Source organism: Pseudomonas sp. AC211 (genome assembly GCF_979258055.1).
In genome coordinates this window covers 3,341,448-3,363,699 of record NZ_OZ409830.1, presented here as the reverse complement: position 1 = coordinate 3,363,699, position 22,252 = coordinate 3,341,448, and the positions used below count along the sequence as shown (strand labels likewise).

Annotated in this window: 24 protein-coding genes, 5 pseudogenes and 1 riboswitch; of the genes and pseudogenes, 13 read left to right on the top strand and 16 right to left on the bottom strand. The window is 60.6% G+C overall.

Annotation, left to right across the window (positions count from 1 at the left end):
• Positions 1 to 38: 38 nt before the first annotated feature.
• A riboswitch (guanidine-I (ykkC/yxkD leader) is annotated at positions 39 to 144 on the bottom strand.
• A gap of 319 nt (positions 145 to 463) precedes the next feature.
• On the top strand, positions 464 to 907 hold the full coding sequence (locus ACZZZP_RS15810; protein ID WP_463383405.1) for a hypothetical protein: 444 nt from the start codon (positions 464 to 466) through the stop codon (positions 905 to 907).
• A gap of 92 nt (positions 908 to 999) precedes the next feature.
• Here the strand turns inward: ACZZZP_RS15810 and ACZZZP_RS15805 are convergent, their stop codons facing one another.
• The gene (locus ACZZZP_RS15805; protein WP_463536682.1) at positions 1,000 to 1,179 is read right to left on the bottom strand and encodes a con-10 family general stress protein; all 180 of its coding nucleotides are present in this window, start codon (positions 1,177 to 1,179) and stop codon (positions 1,000 to 1,002) included.
• 373 nt (positions 1,180 to 1,552) lie between these two features.
• Between ACZZZP_RS15805 and ACZZZP_RS15800 the strand changes: the two genes are divergently transcribed.
• On the top strand, positions 1,553 to 1,822 hold the full coding sequence (locus tag ACZZZP_RS15800) for a DUF2188 domain-containing protein (protein ID WP_122493768.1): 270 nt from the start codon (positions 1,553 to 1,555) through the stop codon (positions 1,820 to 1,822).
• 47 nt (positions 1,823 to 1,869) lie between these two features.
• Here ACZZZP_RS15800 and ACZZZP_RS15795 read toward each other — a convergent pair.
• The 3 genes and pseudogenes from ACZZZP_RS15795 to ACZZZP_RS15785 all read right to left on the bottom strand — a co-directional run bounded on the left by ACZZZP_RS15795 (position 1,870) and on the right by ACZZZP_RS15785 (position 3,323).
• Positions 1,870 to 2,241, bottom strand: a pseudogene (locus ACZZZP_RS15795) (hypothetical protein).
• 192 nt (positions 2,242 to 2,433) lie between these two features.
• A complete protein-coding gene (locus ACZZZP_RS15790; protein ID WP_463383403.1) occupies positions 2,434 to 2,814 on the bottom strand; it encodes a hypothetical protein in 381 nt (126 codons plus the stop codon).
• 85 nt (positions 2,815 to 2,899) lie between these two features.
• Positions 2,900 to 3,323: pseudogene (locus ACZZZP_RS15785) on the bottom strand (GNAT family N-acetyltransferase).
• A 140-nt stretch (positions 3,324 to 3,463) separates the two neighbouring features.
• Here ACZZZP_RS15785 and ACZZZP_RS15780 point away from each other — a divergent pair.
• Positions 3,464 to 4,339 carry a crotonase/enoyl-CoA hydratase family protein gene (locus ACZZZP_RS15780; RefSeq protein WP_463383402.1) on the top strand — a complete coding sequence of 292 codons (876 nt, stop codon included), beginning with the start codon at positions 3,464 to 3,466 and terminating at the stop codon, positions 4,337 to 4,339.
• A 7-nt stretch (positions 4,340 to 4,346) separates the two neighbouring features.
• On the opposite strand, the gene ACZZZP_RS15775 is transcribed toward ACZZZP_RS15780, so the two are convergent.
• Positions 4,347 to 5,132: a TOBE domain-containing protein gene (locus ACZZZP_RS15775; RefSeq protein WP_463383401.1), complete on the bottom strand. Its 786-nt coding sequence runs from the start codon at positions 5,130 to 5,132 to the stop codon at positions 4,347 to 4,349.
• A 222-nt stretch (positions 5,133 to 5,354) separates the two neighbouring features.
• On the opposite strand from ACZZZP_RS15775, the gene modA reads away from it, so the two are divergent.
• From modA to ACZZZP_RS15755, 4 genes are read left to right on the top strand one after another with little or no spacing between them, the layout of a single operon-like run.
• The gene (gene modA, locus ACZZZP_RS15770) at positions 5,355 to 6,110 is read left to right on the top strand and encodes a molybdate ABC transporter substrate-binding protein (RefSeq protein WP_463383400.1); all 756 of its coding nucleotides are present in this window, start codon (positions 5,355 to 5,357) and stop codon (positions 6,108 to 6,110) included.
• Positions 6,111 to 6,122: 12 nt separating this feature from the next.
• The gene (modB, locus tag ACZZZP_RS15765) at positions 6,123 to 6,800 is read left to right on the top strand and encodes a molybdate ABC transporter permease subunit (protein WP_463383399.1); all 678 of its coding nucleotides are present in this window, start codon (positions 6,123 to 6,125) and stop codon (positions 6,798 to 6,800) included.
• Positions 6,797 to 7,876 carry a molybdenum ABC transporter ATP-binding protein gene (gene modC / locus ACZZZP_RS15760; RefSeq protein WP_463383398.1) on the top strand — a complete coding sequence of 360 codons (1,080 nt, stop codon included), beginning with the start codon at positions 6,797 to 6,799 and terminating at the stop codon, positions 7,874 to 7,876. Before modB ends, modC begins: the two co-directional genes overlap by 4 nt.
• 23 nt (positions 7,877 to 7,899) lie before the next feature.
• Complete coding sequence (locus ACZZZP_RS15755; RefSeq protein WP_463383397.1) at positions 7,900 to 8,205, top strand: hypothetical protein; 306 nt, start codon at positions 7,900 to 7,902, stop codon at positions 8,203 to 8,205.
• Here the strand turns inward: ACZZZP_RS15755 and ACZZZP_RS15750 are convergent.
• The 3 genes and pseudogenes from ACZZZP_RS15750 to ACZZZP_RS15740 all read right to left on the bottom strand — a co-directional run bounded on the left by ACZZZP_RS15750 (position 8,187) and on the right by ACZZZP_RS15740 (position 9,632).
• Positions 8,187 to 8,606: a DUF3010 family protein gene (locus ACZZZP_RS15750; RefSeq protein WP_463383396.1), complete on the bottom strand. Its 420-nt coding sequence runs from the start codon at positions 8,604 to 8,606 to the stop codon at positions 8,187 to 8,189. The two genes, ACZZZP_RS15755 and ACZZZP_RS15750, sit on opposite strands and share 19 nt — an antisense overlap.
• Positions 8,603 to 8,830, bottom strand: a complete 228-nt coding sequence (locus tag ACZZZP_RS15745) for a hypothetical protein (protein WP_463383395.1) — start codon at positions 8,828 to 8,830, stop codon at positions 8,603 to 8,605. Before ACZZZP_RS15745 ends, ACZZZP_RS15750 begins: the two co-directional genes overlap by 4 nt.
• A 99-nt stretch (positions 8,831 to 8,929) precedes the next feature.
• Positions 8,930 to 9,632, bottom strand: a pseudogene (locus tag ACZZZP_RS15740) (YebC/PmpR family DNA-binding transcriptional regulator).
• A gap of 275 nt (positions 9,633 to 9,907) precedes the next feature.
• Here ACZZZP_RS15740 and ACZZZP_RS15735 point away from each other — a divergent pair.
• The 4 genes from ACZZZP_RS15735 to ACZZZP_RS15720 all read left to right on the top strand — a co-directional run bounded on the left by ACZZZP_RS15735 (position 9,908) and on the right by ACZZZP_RS15720 (position 14,166).
• On the top strand, positions 9,908 to 10,702 hold the full coding sequence (locus ACZZZP_RS15735) for a PP2C family protein-serine/threonine phosphatase (protein ID WP_463383394.1): 795 nt from the start codon (positions 9,908 to 9,910) through the stop codon (positions 10,700 to 10,702).
• A 142-nt stretch (positions 10,703 to 10,844) separates the two neighbouring features.
• Positions 10,845 to 12,521 (top strand): serine/threonine protein kinase, encoded by a 1,677-nt coding sequence (locus tag ACZZZP_RS15730; RefSeq protein WP_463383393.1) that lies wholly within the window; start codon positions 10,845 to 10,847, stop codon positions 12,519 to 12,521.
• 98 nt (positions 12,522 to 12,619) lie between these two features.
• Entirely contained in the window at positions 12,620 to 13,474 is an 855-nt protein-coding gene (locus tag ACZZZP_RS15725; protein ID WP_463383392.1) for an FHA domain-containing protein, read from the top strand.
• A gap of 215 nt (positions 13,475 to 13,689) precedes the next feature.
• The gene (locus ACZZZP_RS15720; RefSeq protein WP_463383391.1) at positions 13,690 to 14,166 is read left to right on the top strand and encodes a phage infection protein; all 477 of its coding nucleotides are present in this window, start codon (positions 13,690 to 13,692) and stop codon (positions 14,164 to 14,166) included.
• 64 nt (positions 14,167 to 14,230) lie between these two features.
• Here ACZZZP_RS15720 and ACZZZP_RS15715 read toward each other — a convergent pair whose 3' ends face one another.
• The 5 genes and pseudogenes from ACZZZP_RS15715 to ACZZZP_RS15695 all read right to left on the bottom strand — a co-directional run bounded on the left by ACZZZP_RS15715 (position 14,231) and on the right by ACZZZP_RS15695 (position 16,913).
• On the bottom strand, positions 14,231 to 14,632 hold the full coding sequence (locus ACZZZP_RS15715; RefSeq protein ID WP_463383390.1) for a VOC family protein: 402 nt from the start codon (positions 14,630 to 14,632) through the stop codon (positions 14,231 to 14,233).
• Positions 14,633 to 14,836: 204 nt separating this feature from the next.
• Positions 14,837 to 15,169: pseudogene (locus ACZZZP_RS15710) on the bottom strand (DUF2025 family protein); the annotation flags it as partial.
• Between the two features lie 217 nt (positions 15,170 to 15,386).
• Positions 15,387 to 15,668, bottom strand: a complete 282-nt coding sequence (locus ACZZZP_RS15705; RefSeq protein ID WP_122453555.1) for a peptidylprolyl isomerase — start codon at positions 15,666 to 15,668, stop codon at positions 15,387 to 15,389.
• A 72-nt stretch (positions 15,669 to 15,740) separates the two neighbouring features.
• Positions 15,741 to 16,247: an ankyrin repeat domain-containing protein gene (locus ACZZZP_RS15700; protein WP_463383389.1), complete on the bottom strand. Its 507-nt coding sequence runs from the start codon at positions 16,245 to 16,247 to the stop codon at positions 15,741 to 15,743.
• Positions 16,248 to 16,349: 102 nt separating this feature from the next.
• Complete coding sequence (locus ACZZZP_RS15695; protein WP_463383388.1) at positions 16,350 to 16,913, bottom strand: TetR/AcrR family transcriptional regulator; 564 nt, start codon at positions 16,911 to 16,913, stop codon at positions 16,350 to 16,352.
• A 142-nt stretch (positions 16,914 to 17,055) separates the two neighbouring features.
• Between ACZZZP_RS15695 and ACZZZP_RS15690 the strand changes: the two genes are divergently transcribed.
• A complete protein-coding gene (locus tag ACZZZP_RS15690; protein ID WP_463383387.1) occupies positions 17,056 to 17,709 on the top strand; it encodes a glutathione S-transferase in 654 nt (217 codons plus the stop codon).
• A 1-nt stretch (position 17,710) separates the two neighbouring features.
• On the opposite strand, the pseudogene ACZZZP_RS15685 reads toward ACZZZP_RS15690, so the two are convergent.
• Together ACZZZP_RS15685 and ACZZZP_RS15680 are read right to left on the bottom strand one after the other, a co-directional pair.
• Positions 17,711 to 18,860: pseudogene (locus tag ACZZZP_RS15685) on the bottom strand (glycerate kinase).
• A 108-nt stretch (positions 18,861 to 18,968) separates the two neighbouring features.
• A complete protein-coding gene (locus ACZZZP_RS15680) occupies positions 18,969 to 20,063 on the bottom strand; it encodes a sugar diacid recognition domain-containing protein (protein ID WP_463383385.1) in 1,095 nt (364 codons plus the stop codon).
• Positions 20,064 to 20,336: 273 nt separating this feature from the next.
• Here ACZZZP_RS15680 and ACZZZP_RS15675 point away from each other — a divergent pair, with 273 nt between their 5' ends.
• Positions 20,337 to 21,659: an MFS transporter gene (locus ACZZZP_RS15675; protein WP_463383384.1), complete on the top strand. Its 1,323-nt coding sequence runs from the start codon at positions 20,337 to 20,339 to the stop codon at positions 21,657 to 21,659.
• Between the two features lie 148 nt (positions 21,660 to 21,807).
• Here ACZZZP_RS15675 and ACZZZP_RS15670 read toward each other — a convergent pair whose 3' ends face one another.
• Positions 21,808 to 22,113 (bottom strand): cupin domain-containing protein, encoded by a 306-nt coding sequence (locus tag ACZZZP_RS15670; protein WP_122494711.1) that lies wholly within the window; start codon positions 22,111 to 22,113, stop codon positions 21,808 to 21,810.
• Between the last annotated feature and the right edge of the window lie 139 nt (positions 22,114 to 22,252).

Here is a 22,252-nt window from a genome sequence, read left to right as displayed (position 1 = left end):
GAGATAAAAGCGGGCAGGCGCAACGCGGCGTGGCGTTCGTCTCCCGGGCTTTTGTCCCGCCGTGTAACCTCACTGGAGGTCGATAACTCTCGGACCAGTCACTGAGCGTTTTAAGCGCTAGCCGGAACCCTAGTCATCCATTGCGAATTGTGGTGCCGCGTACCCAGGCAACTGCCCGGTTAATCCTGCACACCGGAGCTAAAGCGAGAGCCGTGCCAAGTTGCGCCGTGCCAGCGCAGACGGGGCTCGGGCTCTTTGTTGGAATGGGAAGAAGGGCGGGGCGTGCGCGAAAACGAGGCGCAGGGCAGTGGCGTGCTGCGCTTTGGTGCGCGTATGAAATAAATGGCAATGGAATATGAATCGCCCTACAGCAAGCCGGGCGGAATCTGTGCTGTCCAAGATCGTGGGAACACTGTTGAACGGCCTTCGCCGCTCGGTTCCCATGCGGTCTCAGGAGGCTGCCATGATGCGTTATCGAACCCTGCTGCTTGGTCTGATTGGCCTGTTTTTGGCGGGTTGTGCGGGTTATGACTACGACGACAATTACGACCGCAGCTACGGTCGTTCCGGTGGTTACGGCACGGTGTACAGCGCGCCATATGTTCAACGCTACGAAGTGTATTCAGCGCCGCGCTATTACCGCGCACCGGCTCCCCGTTATTACGTGCCGGCACCAGCGCCGCGTTATTACAGCGCGCCACGCCGCGGCCCGGTTTACAACGGTTGGAATCAACCGTCGCGCGGCTACTACCCGGCGCCGCACCGCTATGACGGCGACCGTGATCGCCACCACGCCCGTGAACGCGATGACCGTCGCCGAGACGGCCACCGTAGCAATGACCGTCGCTCCGAGCAGCGCAGCGACAACCGCAGCGGTCATGGCGACTGGCGCCAGCGCAACCGCTAGTCATCCTTTCTTTAACGCAAACAAAAGCCCGCTGTCGCGGGCCTCTGCGCATTCATCCAACAGCTGGCTGGTGAATGTAGGTACTGCTTGGTTTAGCGGTCAGTCAGCTTTTTATTGCCATGGCTGGCTTGACCACCTTTGCGGCCTGCTTCGGACGCTTTCTGCGGGTCGTTGGCAAAGTTGCCGCCACTGTTGTGACCACCTTTGCGTCCTGCTTCCGAAGCCCGCGCCCGATCATTAGCGAAGTTACCGGGGTTTTTGTTGGTAGGCATGTTGGTTTCTCCTCTTCTATGAAGTAGTCGCAAAACCCCCTTGGGCCTTACAGGAACTCTGAAGGGGAGCGCCGGAGTTTCGTTCGGCTCAATTTAAGTTGTTGGCGACAAACGGTTTTTTGATATTAAAGTGCAACTTCGCCTTCGCCTGTTTATTAGCCTAAGCACTTGCGCAATGGCGGTTTAGCAACTATGGCGACCTGTTTTTAAGCTATTAAGGGCCAATAAAAACAGCGCGCATGACCGCCCATCCCTTACACGGAACTGCCGCGATGGCAGTTTGCTCGGATGTTTCACACATCGATAAAACCCCTCAAGCACTAGGCGTAGCGGCCGGGTACTGATGGGCAAGTGATTCAGGGATATAGACGGCATGGGCGACTACCACATCAACCGTGTGCCAGAGGGCTGGCAACTCATCAAGAAAGGCGCAACCCGCCCCTCTAAACGTGCGCTGACCAAAGCGCGCCTACTTCAGGAAACCGAACGGTTCCTACGCGGCAAAGACGCGACATTGATCATTCATAACGAAGACGGCACCACCGAAGAGAAATCGTACCTGGCTGGCCGAGTAATGCCCGCCCGTTGGGCCAGGTGGCAAGAGGAAAACGAGCGCGCCAAGGACGACGCTTCCTCCGGCTGACGTCCATAAAAAAGCCCGCCGAAGGGGCGGGCTTTTCTGCGAGGCGATTACCAGCGACCGTGGTGACCATAACCGCGCGGCTCGTAATACACCGGCCGTGGCGCGTAATAACGCGGGCCGTAATAGCGCGGCGCTTGCACCACCACCGGTTGGTAATACACCGGCTGGGCGTACACAGGCTGTGCATAGACGGGCTGGGCGTACACCGGTTGTGGCGGCGGATAGTAAGCAACGGGCGGTGGCGGCGGGGCTTCGACATACACCGGGGCCCGCTGCGAGGCGATTCCACAGCGCCGCCTACCACGGCACCAACCACGGCGCCCAAAACGAAAGGTCCACCGTCTCCACCGTGGGCGGACGCTTGCCCGGCGAGGGCAAGGCTGCCCTAACAGCAGGGCAACTTTGGGCAGACTGAACATGGTTGTCTCCTGATACCCGGGTGAGATGAATCCGGGGTATCTGTAAGACGCGTCTCGATTAAGGAAGTGCCGGGGTGAGGTGTAAAGGTTTTGTAAGGGAAGGCGCCGGACCAACCGCAACCACAGGCCGGACGCAGTCTGTAGGAGCGGCTTTAGCCGCGATCCCTGCAAAAGGCCATTTCAGGTCACCACTCAGCCCTGCACAAACTCCGCAAACTTCACGCCCGTACCCGTCGGCCGAACATCCTGAAACAGCGAATCCCGATCGGCCGACAGCTCAAGGCTAACGGTCGCGTTGCGGCTGCCTTTGTTGCGGGTCACCAGGCCATCTTCATGGGTGCGCAGGTACAGCGTCGGTACGCGCAGATGGTGCAATTCATCGGTCACGTGGTTGTGCATCAGCAGGTGCACCCATTCGTACTGGCCGATTTTCAGACGGCCGACGGGAATGTCGAACCACCAGATATTTTTGTTCAGGTTGATGGTCGCGAAGTGCGTGTTGTTGACGCCGAGCACTGCGCTGCCGAGTTGTTGATTACGGCGGGCAATGGCGGTTTTTTTGTCGATTTTCATGCTGTTCCTGACACGCAAGCGATGTGGGGCGAAGGCGGCCGGGGCCGCGCGGCGCGTAGTGTAACAGCCGACAACCGCTTGCCAATCACTGGCTATCGCGGCGCAGGACGATGAGCGTTTTGGTCCGTTGGTATCGGGCGAATCGTTCAGCCAAGGAAGCCGGCAACGATTCACCACGGCTAAAGCCTAGACGAGCGTAAAAGTCGCCAAGTGTGGGGTGGCAAAAGCCACACCGGGCCGTTCGCTTCGGTGCAGGCAACCTCCACGAGCTGGCTGGCGATGCCGCGATCGCGCAGCGCCGGCGCCACGAACAGGCCGGTCAACCAAACCCCTTCGTCCGCGTGCGAGCCGATGCTGCGCAAGCCCAGCGCCGCGACAATTTCCGTTTCTTTCGCCACCCACAGTTGCTCGTCAGCGCCGGCGCGCATGGGCGAGCGGTGGGCGCGGTAGAACTTGTTTAGCAGCGGGCGCAATTCGGCGGCGAGAGGGCCGTAGCTGAGGTCGGACATGGCGGTTTTTCAGTGGTGAAAACGCCGCTATTAAATCATTTACCCCGTTCGCCTTGGCACAAATGCCCTACGAATCGCCGGGGCGCGCCTTGTCTGGCTAGGCATGATAGGAACCCCAATGGTTTTGCCAGGAGCGGCGCATGTCCTACAACACCCTCAGCTATCAGGTAAGCGAGAACATTCTGACCCTGACCCTTAATCGCCCGGAACAGCTCAACGCGTTCACGGTGGAAATGGCCCACGAGCTGATCCATGCGTTTAACCGTGCCAGTGATGATGAAGAGGTTCGCGCCATTGTGGTGACCGGCGCGGGCCGCGCGTTTTGTGCCGGCATGGATTTGTCGGTAGGCGGCAATGTGTTCGGTCTGGACGAAAGCCAACAGCCGACGCTTGAAGACATGCAAAACCGCCTGGACGACCCGGCCATTCGCGACGGCGTGCGCGATACCGGCGGGCGCGTGACCTTGGCCATTTACGAATGCAAGAAGCCGGTGATTGCTGCCATCAACGGCGCGGCGGTGGGCATCGGCGCCAGCATGACCTGCGCCATGGACATCCGCCTGGCCAGCGAGCACGCGCGCATCGGGTTTGTTTTTAACAAGATCGGCATCGTGCCGGAGGCGTGTTCGAGCTGGTTTCTGCCGCGCATTGTCGGCATTTCCCAAGCGCTGGAGTGGGTGTACAGCGGCGACATTCTCAAGCCGGAAGAAGCCTTGCAGGGGCGCTTTGTAAAGGCCGTGGTGCCAGCCGATCAATTGCTCGAAGAGGCTTACAAGATTGCCCGGCGCATTGCCCAGCACAACCCGGTGGCCATCGCCCTGACGCGGCAGATGATGTACCGCAACGCCGCTCAGCCCCACCCGCTTGAGGCGCACAAGGTTGATTCGCTCGGTATGTTCTACACCAGCGTTGGCGGCGGCAAAGAAGGGGTGCAGGCGTTTTTGGAGAAGCGTCCTGCGGACTACAGCGAACAGTCAGCCAATGCGATGCCGTCGTTCTATCCGTGGTGGAAATAACGCCGGGTCAGAGCCGGCCGAGGATCATGTGCGCGGCTTTGATCAAGGCCGCGATGGGTTGATCGACGGCCAACTGCAGCGTGTCCGCCTGGGTATTGCTCAGCACCGCCACCAGCGTGGCGCCACCGGCCAGGGTCAGCGACACCTCGGTTTCCGCTGATCCTCGAATGATCTCGCGCACTTGGCCGTGCAGCTGGTTGTCGCCGGGTTGCGCTGCGTCGGTATTGGCGGCCATCAGTTGCACCCACGACGCTTTAATCAGCGCATATAACGCCACGCCGGGCTTCAATTCCAGGCGCGCGGTGCTGTCGTGGGTAATCGAGGCGGTGAGGCGCTCGCCGGTGTTGAGCTGAAACTCAATGAGGTCGTTGACCTCACCGTTGTGAACGGCGACCACGCTGCCGAATAGCTGGTTACGCGCGCTGGTTTTCATGCGCAGACGCTCCATGAATTCCAGCAGGCTCAACACACCAGCGTCGTCGCCCAAGCGCTGCAAGAAGGCTTGGTGCTCTTGCTGGTAACGCTGGTAGCTGGCGATCAAGGCGCGCCCGGCCTCGGTCAGTTGGGTGCCGCCGCCGCCTTTGCCACCGGCGCTACGCGCCACCAGCGGACTGCCGGACGCGCCGTTCATGGCGTCGATGGAATCCCAGGCGAATTTGTAGCTAATGCCCACGGCTTTGGCCGCCTGGCTGATCGAGCCCGTGGCGTCAATGGCCCGCAGCAGGGCGATGCGCGCTTCGCCCGCGACGTCGTTGCCGTTGTGGGTGATCCAGAATTGGCCTTCGAGTTTCATTGCAGCAGGTGCTCAAGCGCGGTGGCGGCGATGGTAGCACTGGCATTTTATGCGCGTGAAATTCAGAACTTGACTGAAAGGTCAGATATTTTCCAAGATGCGCCGGTTGTTTTTACGGGACCGCTATCCGTTACTCCGTGTAGCGCTATATAGTCGCGAACATAGCGCTCGGTGTGGTGATTGTCCTCTTCGCTGGAACTTGCCTCTACAAAGGAACTGTTTATGACGTTGACCCTGTCTCGCCTGGTTGTTGCCTTGTCCGCCTCGTTCGCCTTGAGCAGCGTGTTCGCTGATGAGGTGCAAGTGGCGGTTGCCGCGAATTTCACCGCGCCGATTCAAGCGTTGGCGGCGGATTTTGAGAAAGACACCGGGCACAAGTTGGTCGCCTCCTACGGCGCCACCGGCCAGTTCTACAGCCAGATTAAAAATGGCGCGCCGTTTGAGGTGTTCCTTGCCGCCGACGATGCAACGCCGGCCAAGCTTGAGCGCGAAGGCGAAACGGTGTCCGGCTCGCGCTTCACTTACGCGATTGGCGCGCTGGCGCTGTGGTCGGCGAAAAACGGCTACGTCGACAGCAACGGTGAAGTGTTGAAGAAAAACGCGTTCACCCACTTGGCCATCGCCAATCCGAAAGCCGCGCCCTATGGCCTGGCTGCCACGCAAGTGCTGGAAAAGTTGGGGCTCACCGATGCGCTGAAACCCAAGCTGGTTGAAGGGCAGAGCATCACCCAGGCGTTGCAATTCGTGTCCACCGGCAATGCCGAGCTCGGTTTCGTGGCGCTTTCCCAGGTTTATAAAGACGGAAAGGTCACTAGCGGTTCAGCGTGGTTGGTGCCGGCCGACTTGCATGAGCCGATCAAACAGGACGCGGTGATCCTGAACAAAGGCAAGGACAGCGCAGCCGCCAAGGCGTTGGTCGATTACCTGCGCGGTGACAAGGCCGCAGCGGTGATCAAGTCGTTCGGCTATCAGCTTTAAGAGTTATCGAGAATGTCTCTGACAGGCGCGGATTTCGCGGCCATTTGGCTGACCTTGCAATTGGCCACGGTGACCACCGTGTTGCTGCTGATCATCGGCACGCCTATCGCCTGGTGGCTGGCGCGAACCCGCTCGCGGCTCAAGGCGCCGGTGGCTGCGGTGGTGGCGTTGCCGCTGGTGCTGCCGCCGACGGTGATCGGTTTCTATTTGCTGATCACCCTCGGGCCAAACGGTGTTGTTGGCCAACTGACTCAGAGTCTGGGCTTGGGCATTCTGCCGTTCAGCTTTGCGGGTTTGGTGGTGGGCTCGGTGTTTTATTCCATGCCGTTTGTGGTGCAGCCGATTCAAACCGCGTTTGAGGCGATTGGCGACCGGCCGTTGGAAGTGGCCGCCACGTTGCGGGCCAGTCCACTGGATACGTTTTTCAGCGTGGCGTTGCCGTTGGCGCGGCCGGGGTTTTTAACCGCGTCGATTCTGGGTTTCGCCCACACCATTGGTGAATTCGGCGTGGTGCTGATGATTGGCGGCAACATTCCAGATAAAACGCGGGTGGTGTCGGTGCAGATTTTCGACCACGTCGAGGCCATGGAATACGCCCAAGCCCACTGGCTGTCGGGCGGCATGCTGGTGTTCTCGTTCGCGATTCTGCTGCTGTTGCAGGCCAAAGGGCGCAAGGCGGTGGTGCGATGATCGAAGCGCGCTTCAAGGTGGACTATGCGGCGTTCAGTCTGGATGTCGACCTGCAATTGCCCGGCCGTGGCGTCAGCGCTTTGTTCGGCGATTCCGGCTCGGGGAAAACAACCTGCCTGCGCTGCGTGGCCGGGCTGGAACGCGCCAGCTCGGGTTATTTGCGGGTCAATGGCGAGTTGTGGCAGGACAGCGCCACGGGTTTTTTCTTGCCGGTGCATCAGCGCGCGTTGGGCTATGTGTTTCAGGAGGCCAGCCTGTTTGCGCACCTGTCGGTGCGGGCCAATCTGACCTTTGGTTTCAAGCGCATTGGCGCCGCCGCGCAACGGGTGAAGCTCGCTCAGGCGGTCGAATTATTGGGTATCGAACATTTGCTAGAACGCATGCCGGAGCATCTTTCCGGCGGCGAGCGCCAGCGCATAGGTATTGCCCGGGCGTTGCTGACCAGCCCGAAGTTACTGTTGATGGACGAGCCGCTGGCGGCGCTGGACTACAAGCGCAAACAGGAAATCTTGCCCTACCTGGAGCGTCTGCATGACGAGCTGGATATTCCTGTGCTGTACGTCAGCCATGCGCCGGATGAAGTCGGGCGGCTGGCCGATCATATGGTGCTACTCGAAGGCGGGCGCGCGCGGGCCAGCGGGCCGGTGGGCGAGTTGTTGTCGCGCCTCGACTTGCCCATGGCCCAAGGCGACGACGCCGGCGTGGTGGTGCAGGCGCACGTTTGCGGTTACGACGCCAACTATCACTTGCTGAGCCTGGGCTTTGCCGGCAGCACGTTGCGCTTTCAGGTGGCGCATGCGCCGTTGGAGCAAGGCAAGGCGATGCGTTTCAAGGTGAAGGCGCGCGACGTCAGCCTGGCCCTGGAAAAGCCGCTGCACAGCAGTATTCTCAACGTATTGCCGGTGACAGTGGTGGCTGAAGTGGCGGCGGAAAACAGCGCCCACGTGCTGGTGCAGCTGGATATGCAAGGCACGCCGTTACTGGCGCGGATCACGCGTTTTTCTCGGGATCAGCTTGAATTGAAGATCGGTCAGGCATTGTGGGCGCAGGTGAAGTCTGTCGCGGTGCTAGCCTAAACCTTAACGAGGAGGAGGGGCAGATGCTGGAACGCCTCGACACCTGTCGCGCGTTGGAAGAGCAGATTTGCGCCGGTCAGCATTGGCCGCCGGAACTGCGCGCGGCATTGCATGAGCTGCTGGAAAAAATCACCGTGGCCGGGCACGACATCAACCTGCTGAGCCTGGGCCTGTTCCTCGCCGATTTCGTGCCGCGCCATAGCCTGGATCGCGCAGAAGAATGGCAGGAGCGGGCAGCTAAGCGTTGGTTTACCCACAGCAAACCGCTGCTGATTGAACGCCTGGCGGATTTTTTCGTCGGCGCCGAGGCCTACAGCAGGCCTTCGTAAGCCAGGTCGTAGGCTTTGCCCAAGTCGACGGTGGCCGGCTTCTGCGCCTTGCTGTCACCGGCTTTGCGCTCGGTGGCTTTCAGCGTGGCGGGATGAACGAAGTCCACCGGCACCGGCGAACTGGCCAACACCACACCCTCCACTAGAAACGTGCCTGCGCCGCCTGCGCCTTGCCCGCTGGTGGCGCGGCGGTTGAGCACCAGTTTTTCCACCTTGTTGGCGGTACAGAACGCCGTTAGCGCCTGCACGAATGCCGCCACGTCTTCCCGGGACGGGTTCTTGACCACGGCCAACTTATTCATTTTCTCGGCCACCAACACATGGCTGGCACGGGTGCCTGCCAGGGTTACGACGCGCGCTTCGTTGGCCTTGAGCAGCAGCCCGGCAACGACGCTGCTCAACGTTTGCCCATCGAGCGGCGGGTGCCGTTTGGTGCGCGGCCCGGCTTCTTGTCGTGGTTGGATTTGTCGATGGGCTTGTAGCCCAGCGGGGCGTTGTCTTTGGCGCCTTTGGCGAACGCCGAGAAAGGAAAGCTGAAGCCAGGCTTTTTCGCTGAGGTGTCGACAGTGGCGTCCACTTCGCTCGGTTGGTCTGGCTGATCGGGCGAAGGTGTTTGGGTGGTCATTGGGGTAGTCCGGGAGAGGTAATAAAGGTGGAGCGGTGTTGCGAAAGCATCGCGGCTGAAGCCGCTCCTACAGGTTGGGTGTAGGAGCGGCTGTTGCTATCAGCCCGAGAGACCGACGTACACGTTCTGCACGTCGTCATGGTTGTCGAGGGCTTCGAGGAAGGCTTCGACTTCTTCCATCTGCTCCGGCGTCAGCGAGGTCACTGGGTTTTTCGGGCGGTAGCCCCAGGGTTGCGGAGTTCACGGTAAAGCCGTGCTCCGGCAGGGCGCGGCTGACGGCGTCGAGGTCGGTGGGTTCGGTGATGAACAGCGTGGCGCCTTCTTCAGCGGGTTCGAAATCTTGAGCGCCAGCTTCGATGGCGGCCAGCTCAGGATCGGCGTCGCCTTCCGGGCTGGCTTCGATCATGCCGACGTGGTCGAAATCCCAGGTCACCGAACCCGATGCGCCCATTTGCCCCTTGCGGAACAGCACGCGAATTTCGGCCACGGTGCGGTTGATGTTGTCGGTCAGGCACTCAATGATCACCGGCACTTGGTGCGGGGCGAAGCCTTCATAGGTGGCCGAGTGGAAAGTAACGGTATCGCCCAGCAGACCGGCGCCTTTTTTGATGGCGCGCTCGAGGGTGTCTTTGGGCATCGAGGCCTTTTTCGACTGGTGGATGGCCAAACGCAGCTTGGGGTTGAGGTCCGGATCGGCGCCGTTGCGTGCGGCGATCATGATTTCTTTCACCAAACGACCAAAAATCTTGCCTCTGGCGTTGGCGGCGGCTTCTTTAGGTTTGGCTTTCCACTGTGCGCCCATGCTGGCTCTCTTGCTCTGACTGGTTGGTAAGCGGGTCGTGGCGCGGTGTTTACGGGCCTGTTAACGGGCGGTAAAACCAGGGCGACGAAATAAGGTTGCCGATTTTAGTCGCTCTGCACCGCGCTGGCACCCCTCAAATCGAGTTGTCTGTCGCATGGCCAAGGCTCGACTGTTTAACACTTTTGCGTAAAACCGATGACAGCCCGGTGGCGGGGTCGCATGATTCGACGTCGCTTAATTCGTTATCCACTTCTCAAACGGTCCGCCATCGGCCTATGCCTACTCCCTTTGCCCCAGTCTCCCTCGGTTATGCAGCGCTTTCGGTCAGCGGTCGCGTGCGCACGCACAACGAGGATTCACTGCTGTGCTGCCCCGCGTTGCAGTTGTGGGCGGTGGCCGACGGCATGGGCGGGCATCAGCGCGGGGAAGTGGCCAGCGCCATTGCGCTGGATACGCTGCTGGAAGCGGTGCAGGCCGGTGAGTCGCTGGACACCGCCACCCACAGCGCCAACCAGGCAATTATTGCCGCCGGCGAGCAAGACCCGGAATCGGCCGGCATGGGCACTACCCTGGTAGCGGCGCGCTTCAACGGCGCAGCGTTCGAACTGGCCTGGGTCGGCGACAGCCGCGCTTATCGCCTCAGCGCCCAGGGCATCGCCCAACTCAGCCGCGACCACAGCCTGGTGCAAAGTTTGGTGGACGCCGGCGAACTCAGCGCTGAAGAGGCGCGCCATCATCCGCGGCGCAACGTGGTCACCCGTTGCCTCGGCCAGGCCCAGCAAACCCTGGAAGTGAGCGTGGAGCAGGGCAGCCTGGCGCCCGGCGAGTTGTTGCTGCTGTGCAGCGACGGCCTCAGCGGTGAATTGCGCGACGAAGATATTCAGGCCGTAAGCGCTGGCGCCAGCACCTTGGACGAGGTGGTGGAGCAACTGATCGCGGCGGCAAACGAGGCGGGCGGGCGCGACAATATTTCCTGCATCGTGATCGGTCTCGCAGTCGTGGAAAAAATGGGCGCGAATCAACGCCCGCAAAGTTTCCTCAGGAAACTTTTGAATCTAGGAAAACTCTGACAGTTTGTTGGAAAATGCGCCGAATCTGAGCGAACCTTCCCAGGCTTTTCGTGATACCTGGGTGGCGGCACTGCCGATTTTTCTTCGCCCCCCTGACCTAGAGCTTCTGGGCCGATAACTACAAGACGCGTACCACCTTCTTATGAATGACAGCTTGCTAGAAATTCCCGGTTACCTCGTGCATGGCCGGTTGGGTAAAGGCGGTATGGCCGAGGTGTACCTGGCCACCCAGGAGTCGTTGCACCGCCAAGTGGCGATCAAGGTGCTGCTCAGCGCCGACGACGAAGCCTTCAGCAAGCGCTTTATCAAAGAGGGGCACATCGTTGCCTCGTTGCATCACCCCTCGATCATCACTATTCACGACATCGACCAGTTGCCCGACGGCCGCTATTACCTGGCCATGGAGTTCGTTGCCGGCGGCGATCTGGCGCAGCACAAGGGCGAAGTGTTCGAGCCGCAGCGCGCCTTGAGCATCGTCCGGCAAATCGCCAGCGGCTTGGCGGTGGTGCATGACAAGGGCATGGTGCACCGCGACATCAAGCCCGCGAATATCCTCTTTCGCGCCGACGGCACGGCGGTAATCACCGACTTCGGTATCGCCAAAGAGCTGGACATCAACAGCGAGCTGACCCAGTTCAACGTGGCGGTCGGCAGCCCGGCCTACAGCAGCCCCGAACAGACCCAGTGCGAGCCGCTGGATGCGCGCACCGACATCTACAGCCTCGGCGTCATTTTGCTGGAGATGCTCACCGGCAATAATCCGTTCAAAGGGTCGAGCTACACCCAGACCGTGATGAATCACGTGCAGATGGACGCGCCGGAGTTGCCGGATCACCTGCGTCAATACCAGCACTTGCTCAGCCGCATGTTGGCGAAAAATCCCGATGAGCGATTTGCCGATTGCCACGTGTTGCTCGCCAGTCTGGCTGAGCTCAACGAGCAGGAGTTGGACCACACCCGCATCGCCAAAGTGGTTCCCATCAAGGCTGAAAAAGCGGACCGCGCCGCTAAGCTTGCCGCCGTAAAAACTGCGCCCGCCAACGTGGCAGCGGTTAAACCAGCCAGACCGCCGAAACCAGCCAAGGCGCCACGCGCCCCGCGAAGCAAGCGCGCCCTGTGGGTCGCGGCGTTGGCGGTGGTGCTTGTGGCCGGTGGCGCCGGGCTGGGCGGTTATTACTATCAGCAACAACAGAAAATCGCCGGGCTGCTTACTCAAGGTGAATTGAGCCTCAACGAGGGCAAGCTGGTTGAACCGCCGGAGCACAACGCCGACTACTTCTATCGCCAAGTGCTGCTGATCGATCAAAACAACGACGAGGCTTTGGATGGCTTGCAACGGGTGTTGCAAGCGCGCATCGCCAACAGCCTGAACCTGGCGCAGAAAGCCGCCACCGAAGATCACTTGCTGCAACCCGAAGGCAACAATGCGGTGTTCTACTACCAGCAAGTGCTGGGCTGGTCGCCGGGCAACGAGCAAGCGTTGACCGGGCTGCAAGCCGTGGCTGAACGGTTCCTCGACCTGAGCGAAGTGGCCTACGACAAGCGCCAATATGACCAGGCGCTGCAATTGATCAAAAGCGGCCTGGAAGCGCAGCCCGAAAACGAAAAACTCCTCGCCAGTCTCAATGGCCACGAAGAACGCATGCGCAAAACCGAGGCCGAGATTGCGGCCCGCGCTGCAGCGAAAAAGAAAGCCGCACTCGCCGCCGCCAAGCCAGCGCGTGCCCCCGCCAACGCTACGAAGAGTGCAGCGCCAACGACCGCTGAAGAAAATAATCCGAACGTCGTCAAACGCTTGTGGAATAAACTCTTCAACTAGTGGCAAAGTGACACCCTTGTTGCGCGAGGCTCCGGCGGGCCTCGCGTTAACGATTAATTGCTCCCGTTTGGTTGTCATTTCTCAAGGTCGTGCCGCACATGCTCAGGATTCATTTCAGCGACAACCGTCAGGCGCCTATCTGGCTGGTTGACGAGCGTTTCACCATCGGCCAGGACAGCCGCAACAACCTGGTTTTGAGCGATGCCGACATCAGCCCATTCCACGCGGAAATCCGCCAGGACCACGGCCTTTACTACCTCACCGACTGCGGCACCGCCGCCGGCACGTTCGTTAATGGCGAGCGGGTTGGGGCGCGCTATCAGTTGCGTTCAGACGACAAAGTGAAGCTCGGCGACCTGGAGCTGACGCTTATCGATCCGGCCAAAAGCAAACCCAAACCGGTTGCCGCACCGCGCTGGTTCTTGCAAGTGATTACTGGCGAGCAGCATCAAGGGCACAAATTCCACGTCACCGGCTCAATGACCTTTGGCCGTTCGGTGAAGTGCGAAATGTGCTTTGGCGACCTGGAATTGTCGCGCCGCCACGCTGAGTTTTTCTTGAAAGACGAAGTGCTGGAAATCAAAGACCTCGCCTCGGCCAACGGCGTGTTCGTTAATCACCAGAAAGTGGCGATGGCTGTGCTGCAACCCGGTGATCAGGTGCGCATGGGCTCGGTCACGCTGTTGGTGATCGGACCGAAAGTGGAAGTGGCGCAATCGGATGATGAAGACGCGACGCTGTTTATGCCGGCGCTGAACGTGCCCAAGCCCACCGTGATTCGCCCGAGCGTGCAGGCGGCCACGGTCAACCCGCTGAAAGTGGCCACCGCCAACGCCGCCAGTGCGCAGCAGGAAGCAGTGGTTGAAGCGCGGCCGGTGAACAAAGGGTTGATCGCCGTGTTGGCGTTTGCCCTGGCAGTCGGCGCTGCATTCGCGATCAAAACCTTGCTGTAAGCACACCGCTGCGAGAAAAAGCCCGAGCGTAAAACCTCGGGCTTTTTGCGTTTGATAGGCCGGGGGTTGGGCTTAACTTGCTGATAGCCAAACCTTTTCAGCAATATCATTCTCATCGATGATAGCTATCTCAAGCGTTCACTTTTTAAACAACTGGCGATCCGTAAGATTGGCTCCGTACTCACTTACACACCCAATCTTCTGGAGCAACCACCATGAAATCTCAAGCCTTCGCTGCACTGTTCATCGCTAGCCTGTTCACCATTCCAGCTGCCCAGGCCGCTTCCGTTGCAAGCCCTGCCGTCGTGCAAACCGTTCTGGCCGAAAGTGGCGCCGACCGCCGTGTCGCCGACGAAGGTGGCTACATGGTGATTGACCGCGTAGCCGAAGGCGGCGCAGAACGCACCAACCGTGTGGCTGAAGGCGGCGCTGAACGTAGCAACCGCGTAGCTGAAGGCGGTGCAGAGCGCACCAACACCGTTGCTGAAGGCGGTGCCGACCGCACTAACACAGTCGCCGAAGGTGGTGCAGACCGCACCAACACCGTTGCCGAAAATGGCGCTGAACGCACCAACCGCGTAGCCGAAGGCGGTGCCGACCGTACCAACACCGTTGCCGAAGGCGGCGCTGAACGTACCAACCGTGTAGCCGAAGGCGGTGCTGATCGTCTGCAGGCTCATACCCTGGCTTGATTACCGGCCAGGTTTCACCCCCCTTCAAAGCCCGGCACTGGCCGGGCTTTTTGTTGCCTGCGTTTTACGCCACTGCGTCTTCCTGCATGGCGATCAGCTCCCAGATATGGCCGTCCAGATCTTCGAACGAATGCTGGTACATAAAGCCGTAATCCTTCGGATCGCCAAGCGTGCGTCCGCCGGCGGCCAGAGCTTTGCTCACCAGGTCATCGACCTTTTCGCGGTCGGCCACGGCCACGCAGGTCAGCACTTCGCTGTGGGTATGGGCGTTGCAGATGGCCTTGGGCGTGAAGCCCTGAAACTTCTCCTCGGTGAGCAACATGGCGTAAATGTGCTCGCCGAGAATCATGCAGGTGGCGGTGTCGTCGGTGTATTGCGGGTTGAAGGTGAAACCCAGGTGGGTGAAGAAGGCGATGGCGTTTGGCAGATTCTTAACCGGAAGGTTGATAAAGATGTCGCGGACCATAGGGGTTCTCCTGAAAGGGCGCTTCGCTGGAGCCAGCGATTGCGCCCTGGTCGACTGCCGGGGCGAGGCATCGACCGGGCGTCACCGTGTAGGTCCATTTCCGCGCGGTTAAAGAAGGGTAGTAGAAGACAGCCGTTCAGCATGAGTGTGATGGCTGTGACCGTTCTTGCAGGTGCCGTTCTGGCAGTTGCCACTGCAGGTTTTCTGCAGGCGGCGCTCGGCGCGAATTTCCGGTAAGTCGCGGCGGCCCATGTACACATGAAGTGCGGGCGAGAGGTTGAGGCGGTCGTCAATATTCTGGTTGAACAGCAGTTGCAGGCATTCGCGGCTGAGGATCATCACGTCGCCGTCTACTTGTACCCAGACGAACTCGGCGGTGGGCGTGATGCTGCTTTCGACGACGTCCAGGCCAAAGGAGTCTTCGCTGAAACGCACGATGTGCTGGCCGGTTTTGCTGTTGAAACCGACGAAGCCTTTCAGCTCGTCTGCGGCGGCGCAGATGGTGGCGGCAGTGGTGGTTGGAGTGGGGGTGTTCATGCTCGACCTCGGGGGCAAAAAAAGCGCGGTGGCGCGGGTCGCACGGTTATACGGCGGCCTTTGCGCGGCGACGTTGCCTTGGGTCAAGCGCAGCTCAATGCGAACGCATTGCATCTTCGTGGGTGTCAGCGAACCGTTGCGGCCGCCTTTATCGGGACGGTAAGCAGATACAAAAACGCCCCCGGCGCACAGTGGCACCGAGGGCGTTAGGGGCGGATCAGTCCTGGCGGCTGGTCACTTCCAGCAAGTGGTAGCCGAACTGGGTTTTCACCGGGCCCTGCACCACATTGACCGGGGCGCTGAATACCACGGTGTCGAACTCTTTAACCATCTGACCTGGACCGAACGAGCCGAGGTTGCCGCCTTCGCGGCTGGATGGGCAGGACGAGTTGTCTTTAGCCACCTGGGCGAAATCGGCGCCGCCTTCGATAGCAGCTTTCAGTTCATTGCACTTAGCTTCGGTGGAAACCAGGATGTGGCGAGCGGTGGCTTTAGGCATGGCAGAAACTCCTCTGAGAAAGGCCACGAGCCTACCGGATTTGCCGTCGTATTCAAGGCTGGCGCGCAGGCTTTACCCGCGCTGCAAACGCTCCAGTGCCAATGGCGCGTTCATTCGTTGTGCCAGATCCAGCGCGCTCAACCCGCCTTGTTCGCGGGCGTCGCGGTTCGCGCCATGGGCGAGCAACACATCAATGGCTGCGGTTTGGTTAAACATCGCCGCCATCATCAATGCGGTTTTGCCGTCCGGCGTCGCGCCTTCCACATCGGCCCCGTTGGCCAACAGTAACTCCAGCATGGGCACATTGCCTTTGAACACGGCGCCGGCCAGCGGCGTTTGCCCATTATTGTTGCGCAGATCCGCGTCGGCGCCGTGCTGAAGCAGCATGGCTACGGTTTCCAGATGGCCGTGGTAGCTGGCGAGCATCACCAGGCTGTCACCTTTGTGGTTGCGCAAGTCCGCCGGCAGGCCTTGGCCCAACAAAGCTTGCAGATCCTCGGTGGCTCCGGCGCGGGCGGCATCGAAAACGCGCTCGGCGAAGGCCAGGGTTTCGTCATCAAGCGAGGCGGCGTCGGTCATGGTGTGGCTCCGTGCAGAAGTAGGAATGCGCGAAGCATAGAGGTCGTGCCGCAGCGAAGCTTATTGAGAAAGTTGATAGCGGCGATGGCTTTGCCCACGCCCTTACGCCGGCAGCAAGCCGGCCTGTTGATAGCCCGCTACCGATTCATCGTACAACGCGATGTCGGCGCGGCTTCTGGCCACCAGCTGCGCACCGGCAATGGCCGCGTAAATCGACCGAGCGCGCTGGTCGCTGTGTTCGGCACTGACCACCTCGGCCGCCGTCAGCGTTTTGCCCAGCCAGGCGATATTCACGTCGGCAAAGGTTTGCACCTGGGCTTTGACCAGCTCTGGCAAGTCGTCGAATTCCGCCGCCATGTAACTGCACATGCACAGGCGATTTTCGTTCTCCAGCGAGCGGCGAAAAATGCTCGGGTACTGGCGCAGGCTTTCCAGTGGGTCGCCCGTTTGCTCGAGCAAGTCTTCGAGGACGGCGACGGTGTCTTGCCAATAACGCTCGGCCACAGCCGCGCCCAAATCGGCTTTGGTGGGGAAGTGGTAGTGAATGCTCGCGCTCTTGATGCCGACGGTGGCGGCCAAATCGCGGAAGTTCAGCCCGCTATAGCCATGGGCCTGCGCGGCTAGTCTAGCGGCGTCGAGAATGGCTTCCCGGGCGTTTGCGCTCACGGCGGCTTCCTCGTAATTAGGGAGAAGGGATAGGGAATGGTAGCCGGATCAGCTTTGCCTGCCAACTGATAGATAGAGGTTGACGGCCTGAAATTTCGAGCTTAAGGTTTGTCTACCAACTGATAGGTAAGGAGATCGCAGCATGACCGCTTTGAAAATTTACGACTGGCCCACCGGCCCTTATCCAGCCCGCGTTCGCATTGCTCTGGCAGAGAAAAACCTGCAAGCGCGGGTGCGCTTTGAATCGGTGGATTTGTGGAAAGGCATGCACAAAAAGCCCGAGTTTCTGGCCAAAAACTTTTCTGGCACGTTGCCAGTATTGGAGCTTGAAGACGGCACGTTGATCGCCGAATGCACCGCCATCACCCAATACCTTGATGCGCTCGACGGCACGCCAAGCCTGACAGGCCGCACGCCTAAGGAAATGGGCGTGATCCATATGATGAGCAAGCGCGCCGAATTGGAGCTGCTCGACGCCATCAGCGTGTATTTCCACCACGCCACTCCCGGCCTCGGGCCTGACGTGGAGCTTTATCAGAACCAAGAATGGGGCTTGCGTCAGCGCGACAAGGCACTTCGCGGTATGCGCTATTTCGACCAGGTGCTGCGTGGTCAGCCCTTTGTGGCGGGCGACCAGTTCACCATGGCCGACATCACGGTCATTGGCGGGTTGATATTTGCCGGTCTGCTCGAGCTGGAAATCCCGCACGAGCTGGATGCCCTTCGCGGCTGGTGGGCGCGTATGCAGGAGCGGCCCAGCGTGCGCGACCGCGTGAGCATGTCCGACCCCGCGTAGCCTAACGGCTCGCCTTCGCGGCGCTGATGCGCCACAGGCGAGCAATATCCCGAGCACGCTCGCGCAATAGCGTGGGCGCCTGCTTGCAGGCTTCTTCCAAGGTCATCGGCCCATTGGCGAGCGAGAACGCGGCATCAATGCCGGCCTCGTACACCTCGGCGTAGCCGTCTCCCAACATGCCTGCGACGACAATGACTGGCACATCCAATTGCTTAGCCAACCGCGCTACGCCGAGCGGCGTCTTGCCGCGCAAGGTCTGAGCGTCGAAACGACCCTCGCCAGTAACCACCAGATCGGCGCCGTGCATTTTTTCCGCGAGCCCCGTCAGCTCCGCCACCACTTCCACGCCCGGCCGGAACGTCGCGTTAAGAAAAGCCTTGGCGGCAAACCCAATGCCACCGGCCGCGCCGGCACCCGGTTCGTCACGGCGGTCGGTGCCCAAGGCTACCGCTGCGCAATCGGCAAAGTGGGCGAGGGCGGCGTCGAGTTGCTCAATCTGCTCGGCGCTGGCGCCTTTCTGTTTGCCAAAGGTGAACGAGGCACCGTGGGGGCCGCAGAGCGGGTTGTCGACGTCCGCCGCCACTTCCACCTGCACCTGCGCCAGGCGCGGGTCGAGCCCAGTTATTTCGACACTATTGAGCACCGAGTAGCGGCAGGCCGCCGGGCCCGATCGGGTGGCCGCCGGCGTCCAGCAGCTTTACGCCCAAGGCCTGTAACATGCCCGCGCCGCCGTCGTTGGTCGCGCTGCCGCCAATGGTCAGAATGATTTTCTGCGCGCCGGCATCCAGCGCGGCGAGTACCAGTTCACCCGTGCCGCGCGTAGAACTGAAGCGCGCATCGCGCAGCTGCACCGGCACTAACTGCAACCCGCTGGCTTCGGCCATTTCGATAATCGCGGTGCGTGATTGCGCCAGCCAACCCCAACGTGCGTTCACCTGCTGCCCCAGCGGGCCGCATACCCGCGTGGTGCGCGCTTCGCCCTGCAACGCGGCGAGAATGGCGTCCACCGTGCCTTCCCCGCCGTCTGCCATTGGGCATTCCACCAACTCGGCTTGCGGCCACACGTCCTTGAACCCGCGCGCTAACGCCGAGGCGGCGTGAGCGGCGCTCAGGCTGTCTTTGAACGAGTCGGGGGCGATGACGATTTTCATAACGGGCTCCGGCAGGTGAGGGCGTTCATGCTGGCACGCTTTATCGGCGCCGCGCTTTGGCCGGGGCTACAAGGCAGCGCGACGTGGTTTGTGCAGGCACACAAAAACTCAGCCGCTGCTGGGCATTAGTTGCACGGCCAAGTACAGCTCAACCAGGTCGTCCAGCCGGGTGAGGTCTTTGCCTGTCAGCTCGGTGATGCGCTCCATGCGATAACGCAGGCTGTTGCGATGAATGCCCAGCGCGTCGGCACACGCCTGCGGCTGACCGTTGTGTTCGCACCAACTGCGCAGCGTGCGCAACAGTTGGCCGTTGCCATCGCGGGCGACGATGTTGTGCAACGGCACCAACAGCTCGCTCAGGGTGTCTTCGGCGCGGTGGGTCCAGAGCAAGGTCGGCAGGCGGCAACGGGTCAGCGACAGCAACTGGCGATACGGTTTCACCGCCTGCCCGTACGCCAGCAGTTCAGCAATGCGGTGGCAGCAGCGGCGCAAGGCGTGCACGTCGCTGCACGGCATGCCCGAGGCCATGCGTTGCAGTGTCCAGCCCTGGTTTTTCAAGCGGTCGGCAAACCGTGTGGGCTCGATGCCGACCGGGCAGCACCACAACACCGTATGCGGCGCCGGCGTGCTGCACCAACTGTCGGCGTATTGGCTGCGCAGCCAATCGGCGAGTTCGCTCGAGCTTTGTCCGTCGGCAATTTCGATCAGGTGCGGCGTGCGGCTCAGGTGGGGTTTAAGCCCAAGCTGGTGGGCTTCGTCGATCAGCCGTTGCGAGCCGCCGGTTTCGCCCAACATCACTGCCAATAAGTCATCACAGCGGGTTTTACGCCACTGCTGTTCGGCCTGGATGCGGCTTTGGTCGACGAGCATTTCGGCCGTCATGCGCACCAGTTCGGCATAGGTGCGCAGCGCCTGTGGGTCGCCGGAAATGCCGAGTACGCCGATCAGTTGCTCGTCGTGCATCAGGGGCAGATTGATACCGGGCTGCACGCCCTTGAGCGTGCGCGCGGCTTGCTCGTCCAACTCGACAATGCGGTGGTTGGCCAATACCAACTGCGCGCCTTCATGGCGAGTATTGATGCGGTTCGGCTCGCCGCTGGCCAGGATCAACCCTTGGCTGTCCATCACATTGACGTTGTGAGGAAGAATGGCCATCGCCCGGTCAACGATGTTCTGCGCCAATTGATGAGTGAGTTCGAACATGCCGCTGGCCCCGAGAAAAACAGTTGGGCAACCATACAACAACTGCTCCGGTCGAATTGTTCTGACGGCCAAAGGCTGCGAGGTGAACCGGCTGGTTTCCCTAAAAGCTCGAGAAAAGTCGCCAACGTTTTGTGCGCGCACACAGAAAATCGTCGGCAAATGGGTGCAAAGCCCCAAAGCCCGGTTACGCCCAAATCACTAAGCTCGAGACGCCCCTAGCACCGGCAACCAGCAGAGCTTGCATACAACAACAAAGCACAGAGGAATGATCCCATGCCTACCCCCTCGATTCGCGATGTGGGCGACGTTGAAGGCGATCACGTCTACCGTCGCGTCACGCTGCACCTGATTCCCTTCCTGTTTATTTGCTACCTGTTCAATTACCTCGACCGCGTCAACGTGGGCTTTGCCAAGTTGCAAATGCTCGACGCCTTGAGCTTCAGCGAAACCGTGTATGGGTTTGGCGCTGGCATCTTCTTTATTGGCTATGTGCTGTGCGGTTTGCCCAGCAACTTGGCGCTGAGCCGCTTCGGGCCGCGCCGCTGGATTGGCCTGATGATGATCACCTGGGGCGTGTTCTCTACGTGCCTGCTGTTTGTCACCACGCCCATCGAGTTCTACGTGCTGCGTTTTCTCACCGGCATGGCGGAAGCGGGCTTCTTCCCTGGCATCGTGCTGTACCTCTCGCGCTGGTACCCGAACCAGCGCCGTGGGCGAATCATGGCGTTGTTTATGTCGGCGATCCCGGTGTCGGGTCTACTCGGCGGGCCGTTCTCTGGCTGGATTCTCAATCACTTCGCGGCGGGCCAGGGCGGTTTGGCGGGCTGGCAGTGGATGTTCCTGATTCAGGGCGTGCCCACCGTATTGCTCGGCGCATTGGCGTTTGTGCTGCTGTGCGACAACGCCGAAAGCGCGCGCTGGCTGTCGCCTGAACAACGTGCCCGCGTGGCAGCAGACATCGCATTCGACGACCGCAGCCGTCCTGTGCAAGCCAATGTGTCGGCGCTGTCGGTGCTGACAATGCCCTTCGTGTGGGTGCTTGGCTTTGTCTACTTCTGCATCCAAAGCGGCGTGTACGCGATCAACTTCTGGCTGCCCTCAATCATCAAAACCCTGGGCTTCAGCGATGCGCTGGTGATCGGCTGGATCAGCGCGTTGCCGTACCTGATGGCGGGCATTTTCATGCTGCTGGTCGGCCGCTCGGCAGACCTGCGCAACGAGCGGCGCTGGCACTTGGTGATACCGATGTGGATGGGCGCCATCGGCCTGGTGATCGCTGCCAACTTCGCTGCGGTGCCGGTCATCGCCATCCTGGGCCTGACCATCGCCACCATGGGCGCGCTGACCGGGCTGCCGATGTTCTGGCCGCTGCCCACGGCGTTCCTGAGCGCCAGCGTGGCGGTGGCAGCGTTAGCGCTGATCAACTCGATTGGCCAGATGGCGGGCTTTCTCAGCCCGTATATCGTCGGCTGGATCAAAGACCAGACCGGCTCCACCGATGCGGCGCTCTACAGCCTGGCGGCGTTGACGGTGGTGGGCAGCGTGGTTGCCTTGCGTGTTAGTCGGCCTGCCAGAGCGGCGGCTGCAACGGCGTAATCGGTTAAAAGCGAGCCGAGCGATGCAATGTCGCTCGCTCTAATCCTCGCTCGTTTCGTTTATGGCCGATCTCATGGCTTACAAAACCAAGCGTGACCAACTCAGTGCCACCGCAGTGTTTGATGCCAACGTATAGCCGCGAGGCGGCTCACGAAAACACAAAATACTTACGCACGGTTTCCACCACTTCCCACGTGCCCTTCATGCCCGGTTCCACCACAAAAATGTCGCCAGCTTTGAGGTGAATCGGCGCCATGCCGTCGGGCGTGATCACGCAATAGCCTTCCTGGAAGTGGCAGTACTCCCATTTCACGTACTCCACACGCCATTTGCCCGGTGTGCAGATCCACGTGCCCATGATTTTGCTGCCGTCATCGGAGGTGTATGCGTTGAGGTTCACCGTATGCGGGTCGCCCTCGATGCGCTCCCACTTGCAGGCATCCACAACGGGCATCGGTTGGGTTTCGCGCAATACAGTAATCGGTGGGTTGGCCACGGTCAGCTCCAGCGGTAGGGAAGAAGACACCACCCTAGAGCGCAATGCGCCGCAGGTATTGTCTGAGCAAGACATGCAGGTGTCTGTTCGCGCTGTA